The sequence below is a fragment of the Enterobacter sp. RIT637 genome, from assembly GCF_019718755.1.
Taxonomy (GTDB): domain Bacteria; phylum Pseudomonadota; class Gammaproteobacteria; order Enterobacterales; family Enterobacteriaceae; genus Enterobacter.
Window position 1 is genome coordinate 41,982 of record NZ_JAIHAZ010000004.1, and the last position, 24,671, is coordinate 66,652.

At 57.3% G+C, this 24,671-nt stretch carries 23 protein-coding genes; 3 read left to right on the top strand and 20 right to left on the bottom strand.

Features of this window, described 5'->3' with window-relative positions; all coding sequences use genetic code 11:
- Positions 1-63 precede the first annotated feature (63 nt).
- The 9 genes from purF to pdxB all read right to left on the bottom strand — a co-directional run bounded on the left by purF (position 64) and on the right by pdxB (position 9,110).
- On the bottom strand, positions 64-1,581 hold the full coding sequence (purF, locus tag K5E19_RS08885) for an amidophosphoribosyltransferase (protein ID WP_010433256.1): 1,518 nt from the start codon (positions 1,579-1,581) through the stop codon (positions 64-66).
- 33 nt (positions 1,582-1,614) lie between these two features.
- Positions 1,615-2,103 (bottom strand): colicin V production protein, encoded by a 489-nt coding sequence (cvpA, locus tag K5E19_RS08890; RefSeq protein WP_221550881.1) that lies wholly within the window; start codon positions 2,101-2,103, stop codon positions 1,615-1,617.
- Positions 2,104-2,311: 208 nt separating this feature from the next.
- Positions 2,312-3,004: a cell division protein DedD gene (gene dedD, locus K5E19_RS08895; RefSeq protein WP_221550882.1), complete on the bottom strand. Its 693-nt coding sequence runs from the start codon at positions 3,002-3,004 to the stop codon at positions 2,312-2,314.
- Complete coding sequence (gene folC, locus K5E19_RS08900; RefSeq protein WP_221550883.1) at positions 2,994-4,262, bottom strand: bifunctional tetrahydrofolate synthase/dihydrofolate synthase; 1,269 nt, start codon at positions 4,260-4,262, stop codon at positions 2,994-2,996. Before folC ends, dedD begins: the two co-directional genes overlap by 11 nt.
- Before the next feature lie 70 nt (positions 4,263-4,332).
- Positions 4,333-5,238, bottom strand: coding sequence for an acetyl-CoA carboxylase, carboxyltransferase subunit beta (gene accD, locus K5E19_RS08905; RefSeq protein ID WP_010433245.1), 906 nt, complete (start codon positions 5,236-5,238; stop codon positions 4,333-4,335).
- Positions 5,239-5,392: 154 nt separating this feature from the next.
- Positions 5,393-6,052: a DedA family protein gene (locus K5E19_RS08910; protein WP_221550884.1), complete on the bottom strand. Its 660-nt coding sequence runs from the start codon at positions 6,050-6,052 to the stop codon at positions 5,393-5,395.
- Positions 6,053-6,080: 28 nt separating this feature from the next.
- A complete protein-coding gene (gene truA / locus K5E19_RS08915; protein ID WP_042716992.1) occupies positions 6,081-6,893 on the bottom strand; it encodes a tRNA pseudouridine(38-40) synthase TruA in 813 nt (270 codons plus the stop codon).
- Positions 6,893-7,906: an aspartate-semialdehyde dehydrogenase gene (locus K5E19_RS08920; protein WP_221550885.1), complete on the bottom strand. Its 1,014-nt coding sequence runs from the start codon at positions 7,904-7,906 to the stop codon at positions 6,893-6,895. Before K5E19_RS08920 ends, truA begins: the two co-directional genes overlap by 1 nt.
- Positions 7,907-7,973: 67 nt before the next feature.
- A complete protein-coding gene (gene pdxB, locus K5E19_RS08925) occupies positions 7,974-9,110 on the bottom strand; it encodes a 4-phosphoerythronate dehydrogenase PdxB (RefSeq protein ID WP_221550886.1) in 1,137 nt (378 codons plus the stop codon).
- A 112-nt stretch (positions 9,111-9,222) separates the two neighbouring features.
- Between pdxB and flk the strand changes: the two genes are divergently transcribed.
- Complete coding sequence (gene flk / locus K5E19_RS08930; protein WP_221550887.1) at positions 9,223-10,230, top strand: flagella biosynthesis regulator Flk; 1,008 nt, start codon at positions 9,223-9,225, stop codon at positions 10,228-10,230.
- 90 nt (positions 10,231-10,320) lie between these two features.
- Here flk and K5E19_RS08935 read toward each other — a convergent pair whose 3' ends face one another.
- Positions 10,321-11,499, bottom strand: coding sequence for an MFS transporter (locus K5E19_RS08935; RefSeq protein WP_221550889.1), 1,179 nt, complete (start codon positions 11,497-11,499; stop codon positions 10,321-10,323).
- 68 nt (positions 11,500-11,567) lie between these two features.
- Complete coding sequence (fabB, locus tag K5E19_RS08940) at positions 11,568-12,785, bottom strand: beta-ketoacyl-ACP synthase I (RefSeq protein ID WP_221550891.1); 1,218 nt, start codon at positions 12,783-12,785, stop codon at positions 11,568-11,570.
- Between the two features lie 158 nt (positions 12,786-12,943).
- Between fabB and mnmC the strand changes: the two genes are divergently transcribed.
- Positions 12,944-14,941 carry a bifunctional tRNA (5-methylaminomethyl-2-thiouridine)(34)-methyltransferase MnmD/FAD-dependent 5-carboxymethylaminomethyl-2-thiouridine(34) oxidoreductase MnmC gene (mnmC, locus tag K5E19_RS08945; protein ID WP_221550893.1) on the top strand — a complete coding sequence of 666 codons (1,998 nt, stop codon included), beginning with the start codon at positions 12,944-12,946 and terminating at the stop codon, positions 14,939-14,941.
- A gap of 58 nt (positions 14,942-14,999) precedes the next feature.
- Here the strand turns inward: mnmC and K5E19_RS08950 are convergent, their stop codons facing one another.
- Genes K5E19_RS08950 through prmB form a run of 6 tightly spaced genes read right to left on the bottom strand, consistent with a single transcriptional unit; the run spans position 15,000 to position 19,551 of the window.
- Complete coding sequence (locus K5E19_RS08950) at positions 15,000-15,278, bottom strand: YfcL family protein (protein ID WP_048029667.1); 279 nt, start codon at positions 15,276-15,278, stop codon at positions 15,000-15,002.
- A 13-nt stretch (positions 15,279-15,291) separates the two neighbouring features.
- The gene (locus tag K5E19_RS08955; protein ID WP_221550895.1) at positions 15,292-15,837 is read right to left on the bottom strand and encodes an elongation factor P hydroxylase; all 546 of its coding nucleotides are present in this window, start codon (positions 15,835-15,837) and stop codon (positions 15,292-15,294) included.
- The gene (locus K5E19_RS08960; protein ID WP_221550897.1) at positions 15,837-16,646 is read right to left on the bottom strand and encodes a sulfite exporter TauE/SafE family protein; all 810 of its coding nucleotides are present in this window, start codon (positions 16,644-16,646) and stop codon (positions 15,837-15,839) included. Before K5E19_RS08960 ends, K5E19_RS08955 begins: the two co-directional genes overlap by 1 nt.
- Positions 16,646-17,470, bottom strand: coding sequence for a penicillin-insensitive murein endopeptidase (gene mepA, locus K5E19_RS08965; protein ID WP_010433221.1), 825 nt, complete (start codon positions 17,468-17,470; stop codon positions 16,646-16,648). The genes K5E19_RS08960 and mepA overlap by 1 nt, the downstream gene beginning before the upstream one ends.
- A 2-nt stretch (positions 17,471-17,472) precedes the next feature.
- Positions 17,473-18,558 (bottom strand): chorismate synthase, encoded by a 1,086-nt coding sequence (gene aroC, locus K5E19_RS08970; RefSeq protein WP_023312577.1) that lies wholly within the window; start codon positions 18,556-18,558, stop codon positions 17,473-17,475.
- Between the two features lie 60 nt (positions 18,559-18,618).
- Positions 18,619-19,551, bottom strand: coding sequence for a 50S ribosomal protein L3 N(5)-glutamine methyltransferase (gene prmB, locus K5E19_RS08975; protein ID WP_221550898.1), 933 nt, complete (start codon positions 19,549-19,551; stop codon positions 18,619-18,621).
- A 145-nt stretch (positions 19,552-19,696) separates the two neighbouring features.
- Here prmB and smrB point away from each other — a divergent pair, with 145 nt between their 5' ends.
- Positions 19,697-20,248 (top strand): endonuclease SmrB, encoded by a 552-nt coding sequence (gene smrB / locus K5E19_RS08980; protein ID WP_221550899.1) that lies wholly within the window; start codon positions 19,697-19,699, stop codon positions 20,246-20,248.
- A 46-nt stretch (positions 20,249-20,294) separates the two neighbouring features.
- Here the strand turns inward: smrB and sixA are convergent, their stop codons facing one another.
- The 3 genes from sixA to fadI all read right to left on the bottom strand — a co-directional run bounded on the left by sixA (position 20,295) and on the right by fadI (position 24,447).
- Positions 20,295-20,780, bottom strand: coding sequence for a phosphohistidine phosphatase SixA (gene sixA, locus K5E19_RS08985; RefSeq protein ID WP_119937133.1), 486 nt, complete (start codon positions 20,778-20,780; stop codon positions 20,295-20,297).
- A gap of 209 nt (positions 20,781-20,989) precedes the next feature.
- On the bottom strand, positions 20,990-23,137 hold the full coding sequence (fadJ, locus tag K5E19_RS08990) for a fatty acid oxidation complex subunit alpha FadJ (protein WP_221550900.1): 2,148 nt from the start codon (positions 23,135-23,137) through the stop codon (positions 20,990-20,992).
- The gene (gene fadI / locus K5E19_RS08995; RefSeq protein ID WP_221550901.1) at positions 23,137-24,447 is read right to left on the bottom strand and encodes an acetyl-CoA C-acyltransferase FadI; all 1,311 of its coding nucleotides are present in this window, start codon (positions 24,445-24,447) and stop codon (positions 23,137-23,139) included. The genes fadJ and fadI overlap by 1 nt, the downstream gene beginning before the upstream one ends.
- Positions 24,448-24,671: the final 224 nt, after the last annotated feature.

Genomic DNA, 24,671 nt, shown 5'->3' on the forward strand with positions numbered 1-24,671 from the left:
CAGACTGTGCAGGATTTTGCGGGGAGTTGCAAGTGAGGGCGTATGCCCTCACCTGCAGAAGCATCAACCTTCGTTGTGCATCTCTAAGCTTTCAAGATCGTTCTGCAGCTGGACGGCTTTCGCATCGTCGTTACGCAGGGAATCCAGGTAGTCGAGATACTGCTGGTCAACGTCTTTGGTCACGTACACACCGTTAAACACGGAGCATTCGAACTGCTGAATGTCCGGGTTCTCGGCACGCACCGCATCGATCAGATCGTTCAGATCCTGGAAAATCAGGCCGTCAGCACCGATGATCTGGCGAATTTCGTCCACTTCACGACCGTGAGCGATCAGCTCCGTCGCGGTTGGCATATCGATGCCATACACGTTCGGGAAGCGAATTTCTGGCGCCGCAGATGCCAGATACACTTTCTTCGCACCGGCTTCGCGCGCCATTTCGATAATCTGCTCAGACGTCGTACCACGAACGATGGAGTCGTCCACCAGCAGTACATTCTTGTCGCGGAACTCGGCGCGGTTGGCGTTCAGCTTGCGGCGCACGGACTTACGGCGCAGGTGCTGGCCCGGCATGATAAAGGTGCGGCCAACGTAGCGGTTCTTCACGAAGCCCTGGCGGTAAGGCTTGTCCAGAATACGCGCGATTTCCAGCGCGATATCGCAGGAGGTTTCCGGAATAGGAATAACCACGTCGATGTCGAGATCGTCCCACTCGCGGGCAATCTTCTCGCCGAGCTTCGTACCCATGTTCACACGCGCGCTGTACACGGAAATCTTGTCGATGAAGGAATCCGGACGGGCGAAGTAAACATATTCGAACAGGCACGGGTTGCTGACCGGATTGTCGGCACACTGGCGGGTGAACAACTGGCCCTTCTCGGTGATGTAGACCGCTTCACCCGGCGCAACGTCACGCAGGAATTCAAAGCCCAGCGTGTCCAGCGCCACGCTTTCAGAGGCGACCATATACTCCGTACGACCATCGCCGAGCTCACGTTTGCCGAGCACCAGAGGACGAATGCCGTTTGGATCGCGGAAGGCGACCATGCCGTGACCGATAATCATCGCCACGCAGGCATACGCGCCGCGGATCTGACGATTTGTTGCGGCAATGGCAGCAAAAATGTTGTCTGCTTCCAGCGGGTAGTGACGGAAGTTATCCAGCTCGCTGGCGAACACATTGAGCAGGATTTCAGAATCAGAAGTGGTGTTAATGTGGCGACGTTTCTCTTCGAACAGCTTTTTACGCAGCTCGTGCGCGTTGGTCAGGTTGCCGTTATGAGCAAGGGTGATGCCATACGGTGAGTTGACGTAGAAAGGCTGTGCCTCAGAGGCGCTGGAACTGCCAGCAGTAGGATAACGAACGTGACCGATCCCCATATTACCTTGCAGACGCTGCATATGGCGGGCTTCAAACACATCGTTTACCAGGCCATTCGCCTTGCGTAAACGGAAGCAGTTGTTTGCATCAATGGTGATGATACCCGCAGCATCCTGCCCACGGTGCTGGAGCACCGTTAACGCGTCATAAATCGACTGGTTTACCGGCATGAAACCGGCGATACCGACAATACCGCACATTCGTCTTTTCCTCGTTAAGCCACATCTCAGGGTTTATGCCCTGGGCAAAAAACTCGACGAGCTTTGCAGATAGTCAAAGAACCATCTGATGATGAAGCTGAACTCTGGAATGAGCTGCGATTTCAGCCAGTCTTCGCTTTTGGAGAACCCGGTAAAGGTATCCAGGAAGAACAGTATCGCGGCCACAATCAACACGCCTCGCAACGCGCCGAAACAGATCCCGAGCACCCTGTCCGTTCCTGACAGACCGGTTTTCTCGACCAGCTGACCTATCACGTAATTGACGATAGCGCCGACAATCAGCGTCGCGATAAACAGCACCGCGATGGCGATTCCGTTTCGGACCAGTTCATCTTCAAAGCCCGTGAACCAGACAGACAGGTAAGTGTAGTAATGACTGGCAACAAAGAAAGCACAACCCCATGTCACCAGCGATAACGCTTCACGAACAAAGCCACGGATCAGGCTAACCAGACAGGAAAAACCAATCACCGCAATGATGGCGTAATCAATCCAGACCATATGTGTCCCACGATTTAACGCCCTGTCATCCAGTTCGGGGCGAATTCTAACAGAAAAAGAAAACGTTTGCGTAGGGATTTCCTTCCCGCGCGTAAATAAAAAAGGCGCTGAAAAAATGTTCAACGCCGTTGGCTCATTACGTCTCTTTGGACGTCTGCCCTTCCCCCTCCCCCTCTGGGGAGAGGGTTAAGGTGAGGGGTAGATCTGATCAGTTCGCGCTGTAGTTCATCACCACACCGCTCAGCCCGGAGATCTGCTTCAGCTCGCCCAGCGATCCTTTCAGCTTATCTTTCGACGCTTCTGGCCCCACCAGGATGCGGGTAATTTTACCCTGCACCGGCGTGGAAGGTGAAGTGTAAACACGGTATCCCGCGCCGCGCAGTTTACTCACCACCTCGTTGACTTTATCGGCGTTTTTCAATGCGCCAAGCTGAACAACGTAGGCTTTACCGGTCGGCGCCGCGTCTTGTTTCGCCGGTGGTGGGGTTTCTGAGGCCGCAGCCAGCTGCTCTGCCGCTTTATCTCGCTGCGGCTTCGGCTGCGGTTGCGGTTTCTCGACAGGCTTCGGTTTTTCAACAGCCTTAGGCTGCTCTACCGGAACCGGATCGATTTCGATGTTGTTATTCGCTGCCAGGCGAGAAGGATCGAGCGACGGTGCGGCAGCATCGCCCGCGCGCACCTCTTCTGCAGCGCCCTCCGGCGGCTGGGCAGGCAGCGCCTGCGTCGCGGCGGGCAGCATGTCTGGCTCATCGCGATCGCCCGGTTTCGGCACCAGCGGAATGGCCGCAAATTCGTCCTGATAATGCTTTTTCTGCCCGTCGAGCAGTCCCGGAAGAATAATCACTCCGAGCGCGACCAGCACAATGGTTCCTGTTAAACGGTTCTGAAACTTACTCGCCACCGGTTCTCCCCGCGTCCATCACTTCCATGACATGTGCCACCGTGTGGAATGAACCACACACCAGCACGGTATCTTCTGGTTTAGCATCCGCCATCGCAGCATGCCAGGCCTGAGCCACGCTACAATAGATTGCGCCTGTGCCGAGATGTTCCATCAGCTGCTCAGCCGTCGCGCCGCGCGGCCCCTCCAGAGGAGCACAATACCAGCTATCGACCACACTCTCCATGCAGGCCAGCGTCCCGCCGATATCTTTATCATGAAGCATACCGATAACCGCCAGCACACGCCCGGTTTTTGGTAACGATTTGAGACGTCCTGCCAGATACGCCGCCGCGTGCGGGTTGTGGGCCACGTCCAGAATAAGACGCGGCGACTCGCTGACGATCTGGAAACGCCCCGGCAGAATCGCGTTCTGGATACCGTCGCGGATCGCCTGCTCGCTCACCGTCAATCCACTGGCACGCAGTGCCGCCAGCGCGGTGGCGGCGTTCGGCTGAGGCACCTGCGGCAGCGGCAGGTCGTCCAGCACGCCCTGCGCATCGCTAAAGCGCCAGCCGTTGTCCTGAACCTCATACTGCCAGTCGGTGCCACGGCGCAATAAATGAGCGCCCTTCTCATTCGCCACGTCAGCGATGGTGTGCGGCATGTCCGGCTCGCCGACCACGGCGGGCTTATTCGCCCGGAAGATACCGGCCTTTTCCCGACCAATGCTTTCACGGTCTGGTCCCAGCCAGTCGGTATGATCCAGCGCGATGCTGGTGACGACGGCGACATCCGCATCCACCATATTGGTGGCGTCAAGACGACCACCGAGGCCGACTTCCAGAATCACCACGTCAAGCTGCGCCTGTTTGAACAGCCACAGCGCTGAAAGCGTACCGTATTCGAAATAGGTTAATGAAATCTCACCGCGAGCGGCTTCAATTTCCGCGAATGACGCCGTATGGGCAGATTCCGGCAGTTCGCGGTTCTGCACACGCACCCGCTCTGTGTAGCGCACCAAGTGTGGAGAGCTGTATACGCCTACCTTATACCCCGCCGCCATCAGGACAGATTCCAGCGTGCGGCAGGTCGTGCCTTTCCCGTTGGTGCCCGCGACGGTGAACACGAACGGGGCCGGTTTGAGCACATCAAGACGCGCGGCGACCTGGCTTACGCGTTCAAGCCCCATATCGATGGTTTTACTGTGCAGGTTTTCCAGATAAGAAAGCCACGCGGCCAGGGGCGACGTGGCTTGGGGAATGCTTTTATTTTCCATAATGCCCGGTTGTCATTAACAGATTAGAAAGCAAAAGGGCAGCGCCAACCGGCCCTGCCCTTTTCAGTTATCAGGCCTCGGGTTCCTGATCCGGTACGATCACGCCTTCGCGCGGCTCATCCGGGTTCGGCGCCGGCAGATTCATCAGCTTCGCCAGGACGCTTGCCAGTTTCAGGCGCATTTCCGGGCGGCGAACGATCATGTCGATAGCGCCTTTCTCGATGAGGAACTCACTGCGCTGGAAGCCCGGCGGCAGTTTTTCACGTACGGTTTGTTCGATAACGCGAGGACCGGCAAAGCCAATCAGCGCTTTTGGCTCAGCGATGTTCAGGTCGCCCAGCATCGCGAAGCTTGCAGAGACGCCGCCCATGGTTGGGTCGGTCAGTACAGAAATGTACGGCAGACCGCGCTCCTGCATTTTCGCCAGCGCTGCAGAGGTTTTCGCCATCTGCATCAGGGACATCAGCGCTTCCTGCATACGCGCACCGCCTGAAGCGGAGAAGCAGATCAGCGGGCAGTTGTCTTCCAGCGCCTGCTCAACGGCACGCACGAAGCGCGCACCGACCACTGAGCCCATAGAGCCACCCATAAAGGAGAACTCAAACGCGGCGGCAACAACCGGCATCTCATGCAGGGTGCCTTTCATGACGATCAGCGCGTCTTTCTCGCCGGTCTCTTTCTGTGCAGAGGCCAGACGATCTTTGTATTTTTTGGAGTCGCGAAACTTCAGCACGTCTTTTGGCTCGAGTTCGCTGCCCAGCTCTACCAGAGAGCCTTCGTCCAGCAGGCTATGCAGGCGGTTGCGCGCCGACATACGCATGTGGTGGTCACATTTTGGACACACTTCAAGATTGCGTTCCAGCTCTGCACGATACAGAACCTGGCCGCAGCTATCACACTTCGTCCATACCCCTTCAGGAATGCTCGCTTTACGCGTTGGGGTAATGTTGCTTTTAATTCGTTCAATCCAGCTCATTGATAACCTTTCTGCCTGAACCTGGTCGTATGCCAGTTTTGCTATAAGAGGCGAATAATGCCATTTTTGCCTCCAACAGACCATGAATGTTGCACATTAAAACATAACAGCCCGAAACTTTGGATAAAAAAGTGGTCGAACCGCCAGCGTGCATTTACTTCGCTTGTTTAGCTGCCGCCCGTTTGTGACGGATGATTTCGATAACCCCCGGCAGTACGGAAAGCACAATAATCGCTACAATCAGCAACTTAAGGTTTTCCTGAACCACGGGCAGATCGCCAAACAGGTAGCCTGCGTAAGTAAAGAGCAGTACCCACAGCAGCGCACCGACAACGTTATACATCGCAAAATGACGATAGGACATATGCCCCATTCCTGCCACAAACGGTGCAAAGGTACGAACGATGGGGACAAAACGGGCAAGAATAATGGTTTTGCCGCCGTGACGCTCGTAGAAGGCATGCGTTTTGTCTAAATAGCTGCGGCGGAAAATTTTCGAATTCGGGTTACTGAACAGCCGTTCACCGAACACCCGCCCAATTGTATAGTTGACCGCATCACCGATAATCGCGGCGACGATCATCAATACCACCATCAAATGCACGTTCAGGTCATTGGTTGGCAGCGCGGAAAGCGCACCCGCCACAAACAGGAGTGAATCACCCGGCAGAAACGGCGTAACAACCAGACCCGTTTCACAGAACAGGATCAGGAACAGAATGGCATATACCCAGACGCCATACTGCGCGACCAGCTCCGCCAGGTGAACATCAATATGCAAAATGAAATCAATCAGAAAACGTATTACGTCCATATTGTCTAAGCCTTAATTGCACCTTTGTTTAGTCCGCTAAAAACAGCGGGCCCATTGGCGGTTTTGGCAGGTCAAACCGATCCGGATAATCTACCGAGACCAGATACAGCCCTTCCGCTTTCGCCGTTGCTGCCGCAAGCGTTCTGTCCTTCGCTGCCAGCAGTTCTGCAATCCAGCTCTCCGGCTGGTGTCCGGCGCCCACTTCCATCAGGCTGCCAACAATATTCCGCACCATATGATGTACAAAGGCATTGGCTTTGATATCTACCACCACATACGCGCCATAACGACTGACGTTAATGTGCATGACGTTACGCCACGGCGTGCGGGACTGACACTGCACCGCACGAAACGACGTAAAGTCATTCTCTCCAATCAAACACTGCGCCGCACGCTGCATACGTTCTGCATCAAGCGGTTCATAAAAATGCGTCACGCCCTGGCTTAACACTGCCGGACGCAGACGCTGGTTGTAGATGACGTAGCGGTAACGGCGCGCGGTGGCGCTGAAACGCGCATGAAAATCATCCGGCACAGCTTTCACCCAACGCACGGCAATGTCACCAGGTAAATTCGCATTTACACCCAGCGTCCAGGCAGCATCCTTGCGCACGGCGGTGGTTTCAAAGTGCACCACCTGCCCTGTGCCGTGAACACCGGCGTCGGTTCGGCCTGCGCATAAGACGTTAATCGGCTCATTCGCTACCTGAGAAAGCGCTTTCTCCAGCTTTTCCTGAACGCTGCGCACTTCGTTCTGACGCTGCCAGCCATAATATTTACTGCCATCGTACTCAATGCCGAGGGCAATTCTGTGGACCGGCTTTTGTTCCACTTCTGACATCAGTACAGGTACTCCTGCACCAGCTTCTCGGCGATTTTGACTGCCATCAGCGCGCCGCCAAAACGTACGTTATCGGCAACGGACCAGAACTGAACCTGCTCGGGCATGCCGTAATCGTTGCGCACGCAGCCAACGGATAGATGCGCACTACCGGTGGCATCGCCCACCTGGGTCGGGAATTCACTCTCTTCAGAAAGCACGATATCTTCACCGCGGCCAAACGCATCGCGCGCTTCTTCTGCCGCCAGTGGACGCAGGGCTTCAAAACCAACCATCTGCGCGTGCCCGTAGAAGACCGGGGACTGCACAACGTTGGCGGAGATCATCAGCCCTTCATCCTGCAGCACTTTGCGCACTTCATCGACGATACGACGCTCTTCGCGCACGGAACCTTCACGATCCGGCAGCAGCGGCAGCATGTTAAACGCCAGCTGGCGACCAAAGAAATCGTCTTCGTCAATCGGGATACCGTTCAGCAGCTTCGCGCTCTGCCCGGCCAGCGCATCGACCGCTTTTTTACCGTTAGCGGAGGCCGACAGCAGGCTGGTCACAGTAATACGAGACAGGCCGCCGTCGTCGATCAGCGGTTTCAGGGCGGTCAGCAGCTGGCTGGTCAGGCTGTTCGGTACCGCGATGACGTTACGGTTGCGGTAGTCAGCCAGCACGAACGGGTTCACGTCCGGCACCACCAGCGGCACATCCGGCTCCATGGCGAACAGGCCGCTCAGGTCGATCACCAGGCAGCCTGCGTTGGTCGCCTCTTCAACGTACGCAGCAGTCGCTTCAGCGCCCGCGGCGAAAAACGCCAGCTGCGCCTGCGTCCAGTCGAACGCTGCCGCGTCCTGGACCATGACGGATTTACCGCTGAAACGCAGGTGTTCACCCGCGCTGTCGGTACGCGCCAGCGCATAGATGTCACCCACCGGGAACTGACGCTCAGCAAGGGTTTCGAGCAGGGCTTCGCCCACGGCACCCGTGGCACCTAAAATGGCAATGTTCCAGCCTTCAGACATGGTGGTTTACTCCAGAAATAAAAAAGCGTCCCTGTCGGAGTATCCGACAGGGAGCATTAAGAAGACATTAATGTGCCGGATGATGAACGGCGTTAAAACCAAGTTTATGCAGCAGCGTCGCCGCCGACGCGTCGTCGCATATCACATACAGGGAAGACCACTCGCGGCGCTCAACGTAGTTCTTACGCAGCTTATCAAACTCACCCGGGATCCCCGCCACTTTACGCAGCAGCGCATCATCGCGGCGCACATCATACACCAAATGCACCAGCCTTTTCAGCGTTGCCTGATCGAGCGGGCCGTGCAGGGTAATGCGGCCAAATTCAGGCGCGGGGAGTAAGGTATCCAGCGCTACCTGCTGCGGATGACCGATAAAGGCGCTGTAGGCTTCAAACACCTGCGTCGTGCCGCGCGCTTTGCCTTCAAGCGTGTAGCCAGCGATATGCGCGGTGCCAACATCCACCTTGTTGAGTAGCTCAACGTTGAGATCCGGCTCCGGCTCCCAGACGTCCAGCACCACGCTGAGGTCTTGTCCTTCATTCAGACATGTCAGCAGCGCGGCGTTGTCCACGACCGGACCACGGCAGGCATTTATCAGAATAGTGCCAGCCTTCAGACGGCGGATCAGCGCTTCGTCAGCAAGATGCAGCGACTTATACGGCCCCTCTTTAAACAGCGGCGTATGGAAAGTCAGCACGTCACACTGTTCAACCAGCTCATCCAGCGAGCGGAAATCCCCTTCATCGCCGTTGTCTTTGCGCGGCGGGTCGCATAGCAGGGTGCGGATCCCTAACGCTTCAAAACGCTTTTGCAGGCGACCGCCGACATTACCCACGCCGACAATCCCCACGGTGCGGTCTTTCAGCGCAAAACCGTCGCGCTCGGCCAGCATCAGCAGCGAGGAGAAAACGTATTCCACAACGGCAATGGCATTACAGCCCGGCGCGGCAGAGAAGCCTATCCCCGCCTGCTTAAGCCACTTGTCATCCACATGATCGGTCCCCGCCGTTGCGGTCCCGACAAATTTCACCGTTTTGCCGGAGAGCAACGTCTCATTTACTTTGGTCACCGAGCGCACCATCAGGGCGTCTGCATCATCCAGTTCGTTGACCGGAATCGGGCGACCAGGGACAGCCTTAACCTCGCCAAGGCGGCTAAACAGCTCGCGGGCATAAGGCATATTTTCATCAACGAGGATTTTCACGTCTGAGTACCTGTTTGAGAGGAAGAAAACCTGCCAAGTGTGCCATAATCTCGCCGCCAGGCATATATGTCCGCCGGGTTAACGCTGAGTTTTGACTTTAAGGATTCCGACGATGCAGCCTATTTCAGGTACGCCGCCGCGCCCTCCGGGTGAAGGCCCCTTAACGCCGCCGAGTGTTGCAGGCGAACAGCCGCTCTCCACGCAACAGCGCACCGTGCTGGAGCGACTGATCACGCGCCTGATTGCGCTGACGTCGCAACAAAACGCGGAAGTCTGGGCCGGGGTTAAGCACGATTTAGGTGTGAAGAACGACGCTCCGCTGCAGTCGCGCCATTTCCCTGCTGCCGAGCAGAACCTGAACCAGCGAATCAACGCCGCGCAGCAGCATCACACCACGCGCCAGATTGTGTCGCAGTTGACCGAGCTGCTGGGCCAGGGGAACAATCGCCAGGCGGTCAGTGATTTTATTCGCCAACAGTATGGTCAGACTGCCCTGAGCCAGCTCACGCCCGATCAGCTCAAAACGGTACTGACGCTGCTGCAAACCAATCAGCTGTCAATTCCACAGCCTCAGCAGCGCCCGGCGACCGAACGCCCGCTGCTGCCTGCTGAGCACAACACGCTTAATCAGATGGTGACCAAACTGGCCGCCGCTACCGGCGAGTCGACAAAGCTCATCTGGCAATCCATGCTGGAGCTGTCCGACGTGAAAAGCGGCGAGTTGATCCCAGCCAGACAGTTTACGCATCTGGTCACCTGGCTCCAGGCCCGCCAGACCCTCAGCACCCAGAATGCCCCTACCCTGCACACGGTGCAGGCAGCGCTGAAACAACCGCTCGAACCGCACGAGTTTGAGGCGGTGCGGGATTATGCCCAGCAGACCTGGCAGGCCACGCCGCAAACGGTGCTGACCACCGCGCAGGTGCAGGATATATTGAATCAGATCTTTGTTCGTCGCGCCGAGCGCGAAGGCGGCATTCCTGAAGCGCGGAACATTCAGCCCATTTACAGCCCACTGTTTGCGCCTGTCGTGGATACCTTCAAAACGCTGTCCGCCCGTCCGGGGCTGATGTTTATTGCGTTGCTGATTGCGCTGGCGATTTTCTGGCTGGTTGCCTGAGGTTTTGCCCGGTGGCGCTCCGCTTACCGGGCCTACAACGGCTCGAACCGTAGGCCGGGTAAGGCGCAGCCGCCACCCGGCAACAACGGCTCAAGTTCTGCGAAACGCCACCAGCGTCACCACGATCCCCACAACCGCTGAAACGGCCCCGGCAAGAAATACGGACGGATAGCCAAAGGATGTTGCCACCAGCCCCGCCAGCGGTGCGGTGACCCCGTAGGAGATATCCTGAAACGCGGCATACCCACCGAGCGCGGTGCCGCGCACCTGCGGAGCCACGCGTTTCACCACCTCAACGCCCAGCGCCGGGAAGATCAGCGAGCAACCGCTGCCGGTCAACGCCGCCCCCAGCAGCGCAACGTAGGCGTTGGGCGCCTGCCAGAGCAGCAGCAGACCGATGGTCTCAATGACCAGCGAGGCCACCGCCACCTTCACGCCGCCAAAGCGATCCGGCATCCAGCCAAAGAGTACGCGCATCAGCACAAACGCGCCGCCAAACGCGGTGAGCGTAAAGCCCGCCATCGCCCAGCCACGGCTCATAAAGTACAGGGAGACGAAGGTACCAATCACCGCAAAACCCACGCCCTGTAGCGCCAGGCCGAGACCCGGCTGCCAGATTTGGCCGACCACGCTCCACAGGGATGGGCGTTCGCCTTTATGGGCCGGGACTTTTCGCACCGAACCATTAAATGCCCACGCCAGCAGCGGCAGCACCATGGTGGTTCCCGCCAGTGCCGCAAAACCAAACTGGCTGTGGATCAGCAGACCCAGCGGAGCACCTGCTGCCAGGGCACCGTAGATGGCCATCCCGTTCCAGGACATGACCTTGCCCGAACGCGCTGGGCCAACCAGCCCCATCCCCCAGGTCAGGGTTCCGGTCAGCAGCTGGCTTTCACCGAATCCGAGGATTAAGCGCCCCACCACCAACAGCGCAAATTTATACGCGGCGTCTACCGGCAGGAGCGCGGCCAGCAGCCATGCCCCTCCGGCCAGACCGCAGGCAAACATGCCCTGTAAAGCTGACCGTTTTGCACCGTGCTGATCTGCGAGGCGTCCGGCGTAGCCACGCGTTAACACCGTGGCTAAAAACTGAATGCCCACCGCAATGCCGACCATAGTGTTGCCATAGCCCAACTCCTGGTGAACAAACAGCGGGATCACCGGCAGCGGCAGGCCAACGGTCATGTAGGTCAGAAATACCGCAAAAGCGATGCGGAACAGCGAGGTGTTCCCGGACGTGGCGTTTATATCTGATGTAGCGGCCGTCATGCATAACTCCGAATTCAGGCATAAAAAAAGGGAGCCACCAGGCTCCCTTCTACTATACATTCAAACGCTTATGCTTTCAGCTTACGCATTACCAGCGTGGCGTTGGTGCCGCCGAAACCGAAGCTGTTGGACATAACTGTCGTCAGCGTCGCATCCGTTGGTTTGGTGACGATGTTCAGACCAGCAGCCTGCTCATCCATCTCATCAATGTTGATGCTTGGAGCGATAAAGCCGTGTTCGAGCATCAGCAGAGAGTAGATCGCTTCCTGCACGCCAGCCGCACCCAGAGAGTGACCGGTCATGGCTTTGGTTGCAGAGATCGCCGGGCTCTTATCCGCGAAGACTTCGCGAATCGCACCCAGCTCTTTCACGTCGCCTACTGGAGTAGAGGTACCGTGGGAGTTCAGGTAGTCGATTGGGGTATCAACGCCGTGCATCGCCATCTTCATGCAGCGCACTGCGCCTTCGCCGGATGGTGCAACCATGTCAGCACCGTCGGAGGTTGCGCCGTAGCCAACGATCTCAGCATAGATGTGAGCGCCGCGAGCCAGAGCGTGTTCCAGCTCTTCAACCACAACCATACCGCCGCCGCCCGCGATAACGAAACCGTCGCGGTGTGCGTCATAGGTACGGGACGCTTTATCTGGCGTCTCGTTGTATTTGGTGGACAGTGCGCCCATTGCGTCGAACTCACAGGCCATTTCCCAGCCCAGCTCTTCGCCGCCGCCTGCAAACACGATGTCCTGTTTGCCCAGCTGGATTTGCTCAACCGCGTTACCGATACAGTGCGCAGAAGTCGCACAGGCGGAGCTGATGGAGTAGTTCACGCCGTGAATTTTGAATGGGGTCGCCAGGCAGGCAGAAACGGCTGAACCCATGGCTTTGGTCACAACGTATGGACCTACCGCTTTCAGGCCGCGCGGGCTACGCATTGCGTCCGCACCGAATACCTGCGCTTTAGACGAACCGCCGGAACCGGCAATCAGACCCACGCGCGGGTTGTTCTGATAAACGTCTTCGCTCAGGCCAGCATCAGCAATCGCTTCCTGCATGGAAAGATAGGCGTAAATAGAGGCATCGTTCATGAAACGAACCACTTTACGGTCAATCAAACCGGTGGTGTCCAGTTTGACGTTACCCCATACGTGGCTACGCATTCCCGAATCTTTAAACTCTTCAGAGAAAGTGATCCCGGAGCGTCCTTCACGCAGAGATGCCAGGACTTCCTGCTGGTTATTACCGATGCTGGAAACGATGCCCAGGCCAGTAATCACTGCACGTTTCATTCAATACCTCTGTAAGTCGCACTATAGTAAGTTTCGAGTCGCACAATAGCGTACACTTGTACGCCGAACAAGTCCGATCAGACAATTTCTGAGGAAATTTGCACCGATGGGCTCACATCGTTAAGATCGTGCCACTGCCTGTCGGACGAGTAACTTACGTGAAACAAAACGCTATACAACCCGCCAACCTCGAATTCAACGCTGAGGGTACACCTGTTTCCCGAGATTTTGATGACGTCTATTTTTCTAATGATAACGGACTTGAAGAGACACGTTATGTTTTTCTCGACGGAAACCAACTCGGCGCCCGATTCCCCACGCATCCGCGCAGCCTGTTCGTGGTGGCGGAAAGCGGATTCGGCACCGGGCTCAATTTTCTGACCCTCTGGCAGGCGTTTGATCGGTTTCACGCTGCCCACCCCGAGGCTACGCTCCAAAGATTACATTTCGTCAGTTTTGAAAAATTCCCGCTCACTTTGCATGATTTGCAGCTGGCGCATCAGCACTGGCCGGAACTGGCAACCTGGGCAGAACAGCTTCAGGCGCAATGGCCACCGGCCGTGGGTGGGTGCCATCGTCTGATTCTGGACGGTGGACGCGTCACCCTGGATTTATGGCTGGGCGACATTAACGAGCTTACCGATAAGCTCGACGATTCGATGAATCAGAAAGTGGACGCCTGGTTCCTGGACGGTTTTGCCCCTGCCAAAAACCCGGACATGTGGATCCAGCATCTGTTTACCGCGATGGCGCGTCTGGCCCGCCCGGGCGCTACGCTCGCCACCTTTACCTCGGCAGGTTTTGTCCGCCGCGGATTGCAGGAGGCGGGCTTTACCATGCGTAAAACCAAGGGGTTTGGCCGCAAGCGCGACATGCTGGTCGGGACGATGGAACAGACGTTGAATGTTCCCGCTCAGGCACCCTGGTTTTCCCGTCCCGCCAGCGCATCACGCGAGGCGGCGATAGTCGGCGGGGGGATCGCCAGCGCCCTGCTGTCCCTCGCACTTCTCCACCGTGGCTGGCAGGTCACGCTCTATTGCGCCGATGAGGCACCGGCAACGGATGCTTCAGGCAACCGTCAGGGCGCGCTTTACCCTCTGCTGAGCGCGCACGACCCGGCGCTGTTCCAGTTTTTCCCAGCGGCGTTTACGTTTGCTCGTCGCCTGTACGATCTTCTGCCTGTTGATTTTGACCACGACTGGTGCGGCGTGACGCAGCTCGGCTGGGATGAGAAGAGCCAGCAAAAAATCGCGCAAATGCTGTCGCTGGGCCTGCCGGAGGCGATCGCCCGCGCAGTCACTGCGCAGCAGGTTGCTGAAACTGCGGGCATCGACGCGGGCTGCGGCGGCATACAGTATCCGCTCGGCGGCTGGCTGTGCCCGGCTGAACTGACTGCGGCGGTCATTGCCCTGGCCCAGTCACGCGGGTTGACGGTCCACTATGCCCACAAGGTTGAATCGCTTAGCCGGACAGAACGCTGGAATCTGCGTTTTGCTGATGGCAAAGCGGCGCAGCACGCATGCGTTGTGCTGGCAAACGGACATAACATCAGCCAGTTTATCCAGACAGAAACATTGCCGGTTTATCCGGTCGGCGGCCAGGTAAGCCATATCCCGACCGCGCCCGAACTGAGCAAGTTGCGTCAGGTGCTGTGCTATGACGGCTATCTGACGCCACAAAATCCGTCTAACGGCCATCACTGCATCGGGGCGAGCTATCATCGAGGCGAAACGGAGATGCGCTACAGCGACGCGGACCAGCAGCAGAATCGCCAGCGTCTGATTGACTGTTTCCCGGACGCTGCGTGGGCGAAAGAGGTGGACGTCAGCGAGGGTCAAGCCCGCTGCGGCGTACGCTGCGCCACGCGTGACCATCTGCCGATGGCGGGGAGCGTGCCGGACTATGAGGCAACGCTTGCGGCCTATCAGGATCTGGCTGAAAACCGGGACACGGCGGTAAGCGCGCCGGTTTATCCGGAGCTGTTTCTGCTCGGCGGGCTGGGATCGAGGGGATTGTGCTCTGCGCCGCTGCTGGCAGAAGTGTTAGCCGCGCAGATGAGCGATGAGCCGGTTCCGCTGGACAGAATCACGCTTGCGGGACTCAACCCAAATCGACTATGGGTACGGAAACTGCTGAAGGGGAAGAAGGTTAAGTAGGGTGCGGTCTGGTGCCCTCACCCCGTCCCTCTCCCACCGGGAGAGGGTGGTGAAACACTTACTTCGCTTTCGCCTGCTGGAACAAATTGTCCCACATACCCAGCACCAGTGACTGGTCGCGCGGAGAGAGTTCTCCGGCCTGAATGGCTTTTTCCAGGCTGCGGGTCACTTCTTCGTGAACGGCGTCGGCAGAGTGATCGTCACCCGCTTCCAGCTCGGCTACCGCGAGCGTCAGGTGACCACGCAGATAACCGCTGGCGAACAGCTCATCATCACTGGCGTGTTCCACCATGTCATCAATTAACGCCAGAATGCGTGATTCAAATTCTGCGATCATCTTCTTTCCTCTGTTAAATATCTTCCGGCCACGGGAAGCATTCCGCCGTGATCTCCGGCGTGTGGTAGTAATCCTGTAACGCCTTGATAAAACGCGCCGGACGTTCCGGGATGCCTTTTTCAAGGTATTCCATCACCTGCGCATGCACGCGGCGCTGGAAAACAATGCGGTCTGGCTCGAAGTCGCCTTCGAGATTGTCACAGCTGACGTTGAACGGATAACCCGCCGCCACGCAGAACAGCCAGTCGAACGCCTGGGGTTTTACTTCCACATCTTCGAACTGGCCCTGGGTTGCGGCGTCACGTCCGTCCGGGCAGTACCAGTAACCGAAGTCCACCAGCTCGCGGCGTGCTTTTCCCGCGATGCACCAGTGCGAAATCTCGTGCAAACCGCTGGCATAAAAGCCGTGGGCGAACACGATGCGGTTATACGGAACCTCTGCATCAGCAGGAAGATAGATCGGTTCGTCGTCGCCTTTAATCAGACGGGTATTAAAATCATCAGCAAAACAGCCGTCGAAAATCTCGATCAGCTGTTCATAGTTATGCGTACTGTTCATTAGTGCATCCCCAACCAGGTGAGGATCTCCTGTCCATGGCTGTCATAAAGAAGTTTGGCACTCATCACCGCAGAGACCACAACAATCATCGGACGGATCAGCTTTTGCCCCTTGCTCAATACAAGGCGCGAGCCCGCGCGCGCGCCTAAAAATTGGCCCACCATCATCACAAAGCCGGTTGCCCAGATAACCTTGCCGCCAATGATAAACAGCAGCAGGCCGCCGACGTTTGAGGTCGCGTTGAGCACTTTGGCATGGGCGGTAGATTTGGCGAGGTTAAACCCGGCCAGCGTCACGAACGCCAGCGCGTAAAACGAGCCTGCGCCCGGGCCGAAGAAACCGTCATAAAAACCCACACAGCCCCCCGCAACCAGCGCAAATGGCAGGCCGTGCAGACGACGCTGACGGTCCTCTTCACCGAGCCTTGGCATCAGTAAAAAGTACAGGCCAATGCAAATAACCAGGATCGGCAGGATCTGGCGCAAAATATCGGACTGCACGTGCTGAACCAGCAGTGCGCCCGACGTCGAGCCAATAAAGGTCATCAGAATATTGAGCTTCTGATCGGCCAGGCTCACCACCTTGCGGCGGATAAAATAGAGCGACGCCGAGAGCGACCCGCCGCAGGCCTGGAGCTTGTTAGTAGCCAGCGCCTGAGCCGGGCTCATGCCCGCCGCCAGCAGCGCCGGAACGGTTAGCAAACCGCCCCCACCCGCCAGCGCATCGATAAACCCGGCGAGCATCGCAACAAAAAAGAGCACCGCCAGCAGCAGCGGTGACACCATAAACAGATCGACGAAATTATCCATTAAAGTACATGCTCATCCAGTAGCGCCTGGCAGGAAGGCGGCAACGGAGGCGGTGTCTTCTTCTCAGGCTTAGAGGTTCCAGGCTTCGCCGGTTCAAACCAGCTTTGCAGTTCATAACCACAGCCATCGCCTGGCGGCGGTAGCGGCTGATCTTCACATTCCAGGCTGTTCGCCGGGCAGCGCAGACGAACGTGCATATGTGCACGGTGCTGGAACCACGGACGCACTTTGCGCAGCCAGTCGCGATCCGTTCCGGCATCCAGACAGAGCTGTTGCTTGATGGCCGGGTTAACGAAAATCCGCGTGACGTCGTTATCTTCTGCCGCCAGCTTGATCATGCTGGAAACATCCTGCGTCCACAGGGAGGGCACTACGCGCTTACCGTCGCTCGCGACCAGATCCAGCGCCTGCGGTTTCAGCAGCTGCGAAGACGTCCAGCGCGTTTTCGGCAGCTGCAGGAAGATATCAACATCCAGTCCGGTCTGGTGGCTGGCGTGACCGCCGTTGAAGCGGCCACCGGCAGGCATCCCCATATCGCCAATCAGCATCGTGCCCAGCCCCAGGTTATGCACCTGGTTTCCCAGACGCTGGATGAACAGCACCAGATCCGGGTGGCCGAAATAACGTCGCTGATCGGTGCGCATCACCTGATAGGTATCAGACTGGAGAGGAAGCTCCTGGGCACCGACGATACAGCCGTTGGAAAAGGCGCCAATGGACTGCGCGCTCCCCGCCACCGGATGGGTGATTTTTTGCCATGGCGTCGCAGCCAGACTGGCTCCACTGGCGAGCAGCGCCAGCAGAGCAATTGCGGTTTTTTTCATGTTTACCAGCGTGGAATGGTGGTCGTCACATCCGCATTCTGCGCGCGCTGGCGCAGGAAGTGATCCATCAGCACGATCGCCAGCATCGCTTCTGCGATCGGCACTGCGCGGATCCCCACGCACGGATCGTGACGTCCTTTGGTGATCATCTCAACTTCTTCGCCATCGCGGTTGATCGTGTGGCCCGGTACGGTGATGCTGGAGGTCGGCTTCAGCGCGATATTAGCAATAATCTGCTGCCCGCTGCTGATACCGCCCAGAATGCCGCCCGCATGGTTGCTCTGGAAGCCCGCCTTCGTGATTTCGTCGCGGTTCTGACTGCCGCGAAGCTGAACCACGTCAAAGCCGTCGCCAATCTCGACGCCCTTCACCGCGTTGATGCTCATCAGCGCGTGGGCAATATCGGCGTCGAGACGGTCGAATACCGGCTCGCCCCAGCCCGCCGGGACGCCGTCGGCCACCACGGTGACTTTCGCACCGATGGAGTCGCCCTCTTTTTTCAGGCCGCGCATCAGTTCGTCCAGCGCCTCCAGCTTGTCGGCATCGGCGCAGAAGAACGGGTTTTGTTCAACCTGATCCCAGTCTTTGATCGCCAGCGGAATGTCGCCCATCTGGGTCAGGCAGCCGCGAATGACGATGCCAAATTTCTGCTGCAGGTATTTCTTGGCAATCGCCCCTGCCGCCACGCGCATCGCGGTTTCACGCGCGGAAGAACGCCCGCCGCCGCGATAGTCGCGGAAGCCGTACTTTTGTTCGTAGGTGTAGTCGGCGTGGCCCGGACGGAAGACGTCTTTAATGGCGCCGTAGTCCTGGGAGCGCTGATCGGTGTTTTCGATCAGCAGACCAATGCTGGTCCCGGTGGTGCGGCCTTCAAAGACACCGGAGAGAATTTTGACCTGGTCCGGCTCGCGACGCTGCGTGGTGTAGCGAGAGGTGCCCGGACGACGACGGTCGAGATCGTGCTGTAAATCTGCTTCGGTCAGTTCGATGCCCGGCGGTACGCCGTCGACGATGCAACCGAGTGCCAACCCGTGCGACTCGCCAAAGGTGGTCACGCGGAATACCTGTCCAATACTGTTTCCTGCCATCACGGCTCCGATGTTGTTGTTTGTGTTTGAGCGTTGTGAAACGGGCCGAAGCCCGCTGGATTAATCTTTATAGATGCTGAAGTGTTCGCGCGCGTCGAGCAGTTGCGCTTTGGTCAGCATAAAGACGCCGTCACCGCCGTTGTCGAACTCGAGCCAGGTGAACGGCACATCCGGGTACTGCTCTATCAGATGTACCATGCTGTTGCCCACTTCACAAATCAGAACGCCGTCGTCGGTCAGGTAATCCGGCGCGCAGGCCAGAATGCGGCGGGTCAGCTTCAGGCCGTCAGAACCCGACGCCAGACCCAGCTCCGGCTCGTGACGGTATTCGTTCGGCAGATCGGACATGTCTTCTGCATCCACGTACGGCGGGTTGGTGACGATCAGATCGTACTGCAGCGTCGGCAGATCGCGGAACAGATCGGAGCGAATTGGGGTAACGTAATGGATTAGGCCGTGCTCTTCAATGTTGTGCTCGGTCACGGCCAGCGCGTCGGTGGATATATCGACGGCGTCCACTTCCGCTTCCGGGAAGGCGTACGCGCAGGCAATCGCGATACAGCCGCTGCCGGTACACATATCCAGAATGTGCTGCGGCTGATGGCCGATCAGACCTTCAAAGTGGTTGTTGATCAGCTCGCCAATCGGCGAGCGCGGCACCAGCACGCGTTCATCGACGTAGAACTCGTGGCCGCAGAACCAGGCTTTGTTGGTCAGGTAGGCGACCGGAATGCGCTCGTTCACGCGGCGGATCACGCGCTCAACGATGCGGTGTTTTTCGCTGGAGGTCAGACGCGCGGTGCGCATGTCTTCCGGGATATCCAGCGGCAGGTAGAGGGACGGCAGCACCAGTTGAACGGCCTCATCCCACGGATTATCGGTACCGTGACCGTACCAGATGTTGGCGGCGCTGAAGCGGCTAACCGACCAGCGCAACATGTCCTGTATGGTATGCAGCTCGTTTACTGCTTCATCGACAAAAATTTTATCCACTCTTTCCTCCAGGGCATGCTCGCATAATTTTCGGCGGCTAGTTTGCCATGAAGACGGCGATAAATCAGCAATGACGCGTACCGCTTGAGGTTAAAAAATGCGTTTAGTCGGGTACACTATCGGAAATACGAGATGAGAATGACCAATGAAAAAGAAAACATCGCTCAGCGAGGAGGATCAGACACTCTTCCGCCAGCTGATGACCGGGACGCGTCAAATCACGCAGGACACCATCGTTCATCGTCCTCAGCGCAAAAAAATCAGCGAAGTGCCGGTCAAACGTCTTCTGCAGGAGCAGGCCGATAACAGCCACTATTTTTCAGATGAATTTCAGCCGCTGCTCAACACGCAGGGGGCTGTAAAATACGTACGCGAAGACGTCAGCCATTTTGAACTGAAAAAATTACGTCGCGGGGACTATTCACCGGAGCTGTTTCTCGATCTCCACGGGTTAACGCAGATGCAGGCGAAACAGGAGCTGGGGGCGTTGATTGCGGCATGTCGTCGCGAGCATGTTTTTTGCGCCTGCGTGATGCACGGTCACGGCAAACATATCCTCAAGCAACAGACGCCGCTTTGGCTGGCTCAGCATCCACACGTGATGGCGTTTCATCAGGCACCCAAAGAGTACGGCGGAGATGCCGCATTGCTGGTATTGATTGAAGTCGAGGAATGGCAGCCGCCAGAGTTGCCCTGACAGGATGGCGGGAAGCACGATGCACCCCGCCATATCGCACGTCACGTCAGATCGCTTTTGCCATCTTCAGGTTGCACGGACTCATTTGCCAGTTAAAGACACCTTTGCCGGTTTCGTCGAGGGTGACGTTGGCAATGGCGGAGGTCGTGAACATAGGCGGCGTTTCGCCAGGGCACAGCTCAGATACCAGATAGCCGACCAGCGGCAGGTGGGAAATGACCAGTGCGGAAGCGACACCTTCATTGCATAGCGCCTGAAGATAGGCACTCACAAGACCCACATCGCCACACGGCGTGAGTTCAGGGAGAACATCCACACCGGAAGGCAGGTTCATACACTCCCCTACCACATCCAGCGTCTGTTCTGCACGCAGGAACGGACTCACCAGAACGCGTTCAATGTCCACTTTTTGACCTTTAAGCCAGGTAGCCATCTGACGGGATTCGTCGCAGCCACAGACTGTCAAAGGACGTACTGAGTCACTGGCGGCATCGAGTGCCGCGTCGCCGTGACGCATGATAAAAACTTGCATATTGCACCGCTTTTGTTAACCAGAATCACCGGCGTTTACTACCCGCGATTAAAGCTGGGAGGTAGAAAACCCGATGGCCGGGCATTGTGCCTGATCCATTCGGTGAATGAAACGCTGTTTTTTACCTCAATGGCGTAAGTATAGTCAATCTCTGTTTACAAATTCGCCAAAACAGGTCTCCTCGCCGAAGGATTTACCCTTCTTTGACCTCAGCTTACGAGGACAGTTTCCCTTGCAGGCCAAAATGTCTGGCCCCGTTCCGCCATCTGCAATAATTCGTCACAGGGTGTAAACCGTGGACCATATTGCGAAGCCAGACGTTGCAGAATGGCAACCACTTCACCCGCCCCGAGGGTGTCCATATACCGGAACGGGCCGCCAAGGAACGGCGGGAAACCAATACCAAATACGGCACCGATGTCACCATCGCGTGCGCTTTTGATCACCTGTTCGCCGAAACAGCGCGCCGCTTCGTTGAGCATCATCATAACGCAACGCTCAGCACACTGCGCTGAGGACAGTTTTCCCTGACCGGTAACGGAAATAAGCCCATAAACTGCAGGGTCGACCTGTTTCTTGCTTTTACGCCCTTTTGCCCCGTAAAGATAGAAACCGCGTTCATTTTTTCTGCCTTTGCGATCGTCCTTCAAAATTGCAGAAACAATGTTTGCAGGGGGGCTAAAACGGTCTCCGTAAGCAGCCTCCAGTACTGGTATAATTTTAGTGCCGGTATCTATTCCTACCTCATCCAAAAGTTGGATTGGGCCAACAGGGAAGCCAAACTTCACCAGCGCCTCATCGACGTGCTCAATCTTCTCCCCTTCCGTCAGCAACCGCATCGCTTCGTTAATGTAGGGAGCCAGGATACGGTTGACGTAGAAACCTGCTTTATCTGCCACGACAATCGGCGTTTTGCCCTGCTTTTTCGCGAGCCTGACCACCGTGGCGACGGTTTGCGGACTAGTGGTCGCGTGTGGAATAACCTCCACCAGCGGCATTTTTTCGACCGGGCTAAAGAAGTGCAGCCCAATCACCTGCTCAGGACGCGCGGCTTTCGCCGCGATGTCGCCAATCGGCAATGACGACGTATTGGAGGCAAAAATGGTATGCGGGGCGCAATGTTGCTCAACGTCTGCCACCATCTGCTGCTTAAGCGCCAGATCTTCAAACACGGCTTCAATCACCAGATCGCGGTGCGCAAAACCGCGGTAGTCCGTGGTGCCGGTGATCATCGCGAGTGTTTTATCGCGCTCGCTTGCCTTGATATGGCGGCGTTTAACCTTCTGATCAAGGTTCTGCCAGCTGTACTGCAGCGCGTGATTGATTCCCTTAGGATTAATGTCTTTGATACGCACCGGCAATTTGCCTTTGCTGGCAGTGACAAAGGCAATTCCACCGCCCATCAGCCCGCCCCCCAGCACGCCAACGGCGCGCAGCGGCGCAGGTTCAGCATCGCTTCCCGGATCTTTTTTGACGTCAGTGCTGGCAAAGAAAATGCTGCGCAGCGCCTGAGACTGCGGCGTCATCGCCAGTTCGCCAAAGGCTTTCGCCTCAGCGGCATAGCCGCTGCTGCTGCCCTGCGACAGGCCGGTTTCAATCACCTCAAGAATGCGCTTCGCCGCCGGATAGTTGCCTTTGGTTTTTTGTTCGGTCTTTTTGCCCACCATATTGAACAGAAGCGCACGCCCCAGCGGGCCGGCCAGCACGCGCTCGCGCACCGGCAGAGGGCGTCTTGCCTGACGCCCTTTTAGCGCCAGCTCAACGGCGGCCTCCAGCAAAATCGAGGGGGGAACCACTTCATCGACCAGCCCCACTTTCAGCGCCTGACGGGCGCGCAGCTGCTTGCCGGTTAAGATCATCTCCAGCGCGGTACTCACCCCCACCAGGCGCGGCAGCCGTTGCGTTCCGCCGGAGCCAGGTAACAGGCCTAACTGCACTTCCGGCAGGCCCAACACCGTTTTTGCATCATCGGTACAAATGCGGCTATGGCAGGCCAGCGCCAGCTCTAAACCGCCCCCCAGACAAGCGCCGTGAATGGCAGCAATCGCCGGGAATGGCAGGGCGTGGATCTCAGCCATCACCTGCTGTCCCTGACGCGCCAGCTCTTCGGCTTCCTGAGCGCTTTGCGCGCGGGCGATCATGTTGATATCTGCCCCGGCAATAAAGTTATCCGGCTTGGCCGAGATAAACACCAGACCGCGAATGGCTTTGTTTTCGCGGAGCTGCTTTAGCATCGCGCGCACCTGAACGCCAAATTCGGCCTTCAGGGTATTCATCTTTTCATCAGGCACATCAATAGTGATAACAGCCACGTTATCGAGGCGAACCGTCAGATTGAATGCAGATGGCATATCCATTATTCAGCCTCCAGAACCATTGCTGCGCCAAGACCACCTGCCGCACAGGCGGTAACGAGCCCAAACCCACCGCCGCGGCGACGGAGTTCATGTAATGTTTGGGTAATCATCCTCGCCCCTGTGGCGGCAAAGGGATGACCATAGGCGATGGATCCGCCAAGCACGTTAAACTTACTCTGATCCACTTCGCCGGTCGCGTGGGCGCGGCCCAGCACATCGCGCGCGAAACGCTCGCTTGCCAGCAGCTGGACGTTTGCCAGGGTTTGCGCGGCAAAGGCTTCGTGCATATCGATCAGGGTTAAGTCAGCCAGCGTCAGCCCCGCACGCTCCAGCGCCAGTGGCGTAGACCAGGCTGGACCTAACAGCATGTCCTGCCAGACATCAATCGCCGTAAACGCATAGCTTCGCAAATAACCCAGCGGAGTGATGCCCAGCTCCTTCGCACGGGATTCGGTCATCAGGATCACGGCCGCAGCACCGTCCGTCAGAGGCGTACTGTTGGCCGCGGTAACGGTGCCATGTTTACGGTCAAACGCCGGGCGCAGTTTTGCGTAATCCGCCAGCGTCGAGGTGCCGCGGATATTGTTATCTTCCACCAGAGGTTCACGGTAAGGCGGGACGTAAGCTGTCATCACCTCGTCGGCAAGTTTGCCTTCCGACCAGGCCTTCGCAGCGAGTTGGTGCGAACGATGCGCCAGTGCATCCTGCTGCTCACGGGTGATGCCGTAGGTTTTCGCCATCTGCTCGGCGGTATCGCCCATGCGCAGGCCGGTTGAATATTCAGCGACCGCGGGCGGAACAGGCATGAGATCTCGCAGGCGTAAACGCGAGAAGAGTTTAAGTTTCTGGCCGGTCGTGCGGGCTTTGTTAGCATCCACGAGGATGCGCGCCAGTTTTTTGCTGACCCCAATCGGCAGCACTGACGAGGAGTCCGCCCCGCCCGCGATACCCGCGCGTATAGTCCCCGCCATCAGGCTTTCGGCCACGTTAGCCACCGCCTGAAAGCTGGTCGCGCACGCGCGGCTGACGCTATAGGCATCGGTGTGGACATTCATTCCCGTGCCAAGAACAATTTCACGAGCAATGTTGGGGGCTTCAGGCATCTGCACGACCTGGCCGAAGACCAGCTGTTCGATGACCTCAGGCGGAATTTCGCTGCGAGCCAGCATCTCGCCTACGACCATTTTCCCCAGATCGACGGCCGGTATACCGTGAAAAGCGGTTGCCTGACGCGCAAACGGCGTTCGCAGCCCGCTAACAATGGCAATGCGATCACCTTGTCGGGTGATAAGCGGTAATGCCTGACTCATAACATTCCCCTGTAAAAACTTTACATAAAGATAAAGTGGTCTGACCTGATAACAGTCTTAACCATTTTTTTACATTCAGCCAATCGGGGAAGCATAAAAATGCGAGGTAAAACACAGAGAAGAAAAAGAAAATGCCACGAGGTAAAAGCAAAACGGTAACCCTGAGGTTACCGTTTTTGATGTTTGCACCCTCTCCCATGGGAGGGTCGGGGTGAGGGCATCAG